This window comes from Luteimonas sp. RIT-PG2_3 (genome assembly GCF_054902115.1).
On the sequence record NZ_JBUBPF010000024.1, the window covers coordinates 1 to 5,815 of the forward strand.

Annotated in this window: 2 tRNA genes and 3 rRNA genes; all 5 read right to left on the reverse strand. The window is 54.2% G+C overall.

The features are described 5' to 3' along the window. Window positions 1–124 precede the first annotated feature (124 nt). A 5S ribosomal RNA gene (gene rrf, locus ACYX7E_RS18830) occupies window positions 125–238 on the reverse strand. Between the two features lie 148 nt (window positions 239–386). After that, window positions 387–3,268, reverse strand: a 23S ribosomal RNA gene (locus ACYX7E_RS18835). A 259-nt stretch (window positions 3,269–3,527) separates the two neighbouring features. Beyond that, a tRNA-Ala gene (locus tag ACYX7E_RS18840) sits at window positions 3,528–3,603 on the reverse strand. A 25-nt stretch (window positions 3,604–3,628) separates the two neighbouring features. Continuing rightward, a tRNA-Ile gene (locus ACYX7E_RS18845) sits at window positions 3,629–3,705 on the reverse strand. A gap of 72 nt (window positions 3,706–3,777) precedes the next feature. Continuing rightward, window positions 3,778–5,324 (reverse strand): 16S ribosomal RNA (locus tag ACYX7E_RS18850). The 16S, 23S and 5S rRNA genes sit together here with 2 tRNA genes alongside, the layout of an rRNA operon. Window positions 5,325–5,815 lie beyond the last annotated feature (491 nt).

Below are 5,815 nucleotides of genomic sequence, written 5' to 3' on the forward strand. Positions count from 1 at the left end.
GCGAATAAAACCGCACCCGGTGTGCCGCAGCCCGCGATGTTGCGGTGTCGGTGTTCGATGTGTGTATTTGCCTGGCGCAAAAAAAGAACCCCCAGCCAAGGGCTGGGGGTTCTCGGGTAAAAAACCCTGGCGATGACCTACTCTCGCATGCTAGATGCACACTACCATCGGCGCATATGCGTTTCACTTCCGAGTTCGGAATGGGATCGGGTGGTTCCACACAGCTATTGTCACCAGGGAGAGGGTGGAGGGTCGCCAGGCAGTCTTTGGATGAGGATGTCATCCTGGGACTGCGAGCGCTCACGCTCTCAGAGGGGGGAAGTAACGAAGCATTTGGGTCGAACTCTGTACGACTCGTCGTAGAGTCCAAGGCCACTTGAGGTTATATGGTCAAGCCGCACGGATCATTAGTACTGGTTAGCTCAATACATTGCTGCACTTACACACCCAGCCTATCAACCACCTGGTCTTGATGGTTCCTTTAGGGGAGTCAAGCTCCCGGGAGATCTCATCTTGAGGCGCGCTTCCCGCTTAGATGCTTTCAGCGGTTATCGCTTCCGAACATAGCTACCCGGCAGTGCCACTGGCGTGACAACCGGAACACCAGAGGTTCGTCCACTCCGGTCCTCTCGTACTAGGAGCAGCCCCTCTCAAATCTCCAACGCCCATGGCAGATAGGGACCGAACTGTCTCACGACGTTCTGAACCCAGCTCGCGTACCACTTTAAATGGCGAACAGCCATACCCTTGGGACCGACTACAGCCCCAGGATGTGATGAGCCGACATCGAGGTGCCAAACACCGCCGTCGATATGAACTCTTGGGCGGTATCAGCCTGTTATCCCCGGAGTACCTTTTATCCGTTGAGCGATGGCCCTTCCATACAGAACCACCGGATCACTAAGTCCTAGTTTCCTACCTGCTTGATCCGTCGATCTTGCAGTCAAGCACGCTTATGCCTTTGCACACAGTGCGCGATGTCCGACCGCGCTGAGCGTACCTTCGAGCTCCTCCGTTACTCTTTGGGAGGAGACCGCCCCAGTCAAACTACCCACCATACACGGTCCCCGATCCGGATTACGGACCTAGGTTAGAACGTCAAGCACGACAGGGTGGTATTTCAAGGTTGGCTCCACGACAGCTAGCGCCATCGCTTCAAAGCCTCCCACCTATCCTACACAGACGAACTCAACGTTCAGTGTAAAGCTATAGTAAAGGTTCACGGGGTCTTTCCGTCTTGCCACGGGAACGCTGCATCTTCACAGCGATTTCAATTTCACTGAGTCTCGGGTGGAGACAGCGCCGCCATCGTTACGCCATTCGTGCAGGTCGGAACTTACCCGACAAGGAATTTCGCTACCTTAGGACCGTTATAGTTACGGCCGCCGTTTACTGGGGCTTCGATCAAGAGCTTCGCCTTGCGGCTGACCCCATCAATTAACCTTCCAGCACCGGGCAGGCGTCAGACCCTATACGTCCACTTTCGTGTTTGCAGAGTCCTGTGTTTTTGATAAACAGTCGCAGCGGCCTGGTCACTGCAGCCCTCTTCAGCTATAGCTCGCATGAGCCACCAAAAAGGGCGCACCTTCTCCCGAAGTTACGGTGCTATTTTGCCTAGTTCCTTCACCCGAGTTCTCTCAAGCGCCTGAGAATTCTCATCCTGCCCACCTGTGTCGGTTTACGGTACGGTCTGCATAAGCTGAAGCTTAGGGGCTTTTCCTGGAAGCGTGGTATCAGTCACTTCGCTCTAAAGAGCTCGTCTCGGTGCTCGGAGTTAAAGGATCCCGGATTTGCCTAAGATCCACTCCTACCTCCTTTCTCCAGGACAACCAACGCCTGGTAGACCTAACCTTCTCCGTCCCCCCATCGCACTTATGCGAGGTGCTGGAATATTAACCAGCTTCCCATCGACTACGCATTTCTGCCTCGCCTTAGGGGCCGACTCACCCTGCGTCGATTAACGTTGCGCAAGGAAACCTTGGGCTTTCGGCGTGCGGGCTTTTCACCCGCATTATCGTTACTCATGTCAGCATTCGCACTTCCGATACCTCCAGCAAGCTTCTCAACTCACCTTCATCGGCTTACGGAACGCTCCTCTACCGCGCATATATAAATATATGCACCCCAAGCTTCGGTTTACTGCTTAGCCCCGTTAAATCTTCCGCGCAGACCGACTCGACCAGTGAGCTATTACGCTTTCTTTAAAGGGTGGCTGCTTCTAAGCCAACCTCCTGGCTGTCTGTGCCTTTCCACATCGTTTCCCACTGAGCAGTAAATTAGGGACCTTAGCTGTGGGTCTGGGTTGTTTCCCTTTTCACGACGGACGTTAGCACCCGCCGTGTGTCTCCCATGCAGTCCGTCTCGGTATTCGGAGTTTGCAATGGTTTGGTAAGTCGCAATGACCCCCTAGCCATAACAGTGCTCTACCCCCGAGAGGATTCACATGAGGCGCTACCTAAATAGCTTTCGAGGAGAACCAGCTATCTCCGGGTTCGATTAGCTTTTCACTCCTAATCACACCTCATCCCCTACCTTTGCAACGGGAGTGGGTTCGGGCCTCCAGTACCTGTTACGGTACCTTCACCCTGGGCATGACTAGATCACCCGGTTTCGGGTCTATTGCCTGCGACTATGCGCCCTTATCAGACTCGGTTTCCCTTCGCCTCCCCTATACGGTTAAGCTTGCCACAAACAATAAGTCGCTGACCCATTATACAAAAGGTACGTAGTCACTCTTGCGAGCTCCTACTGCTTGTACGCACACGGTTTCAGGGTCTATTTCACTCCCCTCGCCGGGGTTCTTTTCGCCTTTCCCTCACGGTACTGGTTCACTATCGGTCGGTCAGGAGTATTTAGCCTTGGAGGATGGTCCCCCCATGTTCAGACAGGGTTTCTCGTGCCCCGCCCTACTCATTTTTCATCAGCGTGGCCCTTTCGAATACAGGGCTGTCACCTTCTATGGCCAACCTTCCCAGGTTGTTTTTCTAGAACCATGCTGACTTTTGGGCTGTTCCCCGTTCGCTCGTCACTACTCAGGGAATCTCGGTTGATTTCTTTTCCTCTGGTTACTTAGATATTTCAGTTCACCAGGTTCGCCTCGTACAGCTATGTATTCACTGCACGATACTCCTTGCGGAGTGGGTTTCCCCATTCGGACATTACCGGATCAAAGCTTGTTGCCAGCTCCCCGATACTTTTCGCAGGCTACCACGTCCTTCATCGCCTCTGACCGCCAAGGCATCCACCGTGTGCGCTTATTCGCTTGACCATATAACCCCAAGTCGCCTCGGAGCCATATTTCTGCCGATGGGTACAAACCATCGACGCGAGATATACAACACTCAATCTCTTAGGGACTCGAAGTCCCCGCCTTAGCCTCATACGACACGTCTTGACAGAATTCGTCTCAAACGTTTTCGTTACTTCCCAAATTGTTAAAGAACACGTTCCGGCCTCGTTGCCGTAACGATTCAAAAATGATGTGTGCGCAGCAATCGTAGTAAATACACGGACGGTAGAGCCCAAGATGGTGGAGCCTGTCGGGATCGAACCGACGACCCCCTGCTTGCAAAGCAGGTGCTCTCCCAGCTGAGCTAAGGCCCCAGATAAATCAAGCCAAGCAGCTCAGTGGTGGGTCTGGGAGGACTCGAACCACCGGCCTCACCCTTATCAGGGGTGCGCTCTAACCACCTGAGCTACAGACCCAGTGTCTGTGTTTACGATTGTGCAGGTTACTTGTGCGGACGCCTGGTAGGCAATCGGCTGTCTTTAGTCTCTAAAGGAGGTGATCCAGCCGCACCTTCCGATACGGCTACCTTGTTACGACTTCACCCCAGTCATCGGCCACACCGTGGCAAGCGCCCCCCTTGCGGTTAGGCTACCTGCTTCTGGTGCAACAAACTCCCATGGTGTGACGGGCGGTGTGTACAAGGCCCGGGAACGTATTCACCGCAGCAATGCTGATCTGCGATTACTAGCGATTCCGACTTCACGGAGTCGAGTTGCAGACTCCGATCCGGACTGAGAAGAGGTTTCTGGGATTGGCTTGCCCTCGCGGGTTTGCAGCCCTCTGTCCTCCCCATTGTAGTACGTGTGTAGCCCTGGCCGTAAGGGCCATGATGACTTGACGTCATCCCCACCTTCCTCCGGTTTGTCACCGGCGGTCTCCTTAGAGTTCCCACCATTACGTGCTGGCAACTAAGGACAAGGGTTGCGCTCGTTGCGGGACTTAACCCAACATCTCACGACACGAGCTGACGACAGCCATGCAGCACCTGTGTCACGGTTCCCGAAGGCACCAATCCATCTCTGGAAAGTTCCGTGCATGTCAAGGCCAGGTAAGGTTCTTCGCGTTGCATCGAATTAAACCACATACTCCACCGCTTGTGCGGGCCCCCGTCAATTCCTTTGAGTTTCAGTCTTGCGACCGTACTCCCCAGGCGGCGAACTTAACGCGTTAGCTTCGATACTGAGTGCCAAATTGCACCCAACATCCAGTTCGCATCGTTTAGGGCGTGGACTACCAGGGTATCTAATCCTGTTTGCTCCCCACGCTTTCGTGCCTCAGTGTCAGTGCTGGTCCAGATGGCCGCCTTCGCCACGGATGTTCCTCCCGATCTCTACGCATTTCACTGCTACACCGGGAATTCCGCCATCCTCTACCGCACTCTAGCCTGCCAGTATCCAATGCAATTCCCAGGTTGAGCCCAGGGCTTTCACATCAGACTTAACAAACCACCTACGCACGCTTTACGCCCAGTAATTCCGAGTAACGCTTGCACCCTTCGTATTACCGCGGCTGCTGGCACGAAGTTAGCCGGTGCTTATTCTTTGGGTACCGTCAGAACAATCGGGTATTAACCGACTGCTTTTCTTTCCCAACAAAAGTGCTTTACAACCCGAAGGCCTTCTTCACACACGCGGCATGGCTGGATCAGGCTTGCGCCCATTGTCCAATATTCCCCACTGCTGCCTCCCGTAGGAGTCTGGACCGTGTCTCAGTTCCAGTGTGGCTGATCATCCTCTCAGACCAGCTACGGATCGTCGCCTTGGTGGGCCTTTACCCCGCCAACTAGCTAATCCGACATCGGCTCATTCAATCGCGCAAGGTCCGAAGATCCCCTGCTTTCACCCGTAGGTCGTATGCGGTATTAGCGTAAGTTTCCCTACGTTATCCCCCACGACAGAGTAGATTCCGATGTATTCCTCACCCGTCCGCCACTCGCCACCCATAAGAGCAAGCTCTTACTGTGCTGCCGTTCGACTTGCATGTGTTAGGCCTGCCGCCAGCGTTCACTCTGAGCCAGGATCAAACTCTTCACTTAAGTTTTGCGACTCCAGCCCGAAGACCTTCGTCATATTGCTTTGAGTGCAGCGTCTTTCCCGAGCTCAAATTACTCACTCGCATTTGCATGCTTTTGAATCATTTGTGCTCTTTCTAGAACGTCTGCGATGGACAACTATCCACCCGCCAGACGTCCGCACAAGTTACCTGCGCACACTGTCAAAGATCTTCGAAAGCGGCCTCAGCGCCTGCTTCCTACTGCTTCGTCGTTTCCTCCGAAGCGAGCCGCCTAGTTTAGCGCGGTTTTTGCTGCCGTCAACACCTCGTTTCAAGGTCCGACTCAGCCCCGCTTCATCGTCCGGCCAAAGCCTTTTCGTTGAAGCGAGCCGGCTATTCTAGCCCGGTTTCCAAGAACGTCAACACCCTGTGAAGCAGTATTCTTCGTCCCGCCCCGCTGCGTGCCCCGGTCGAAACCGGCTTCACCTCAGCGGGGGGCGAATTCTGCACCTTCACATCACGTTTGCATAGAGG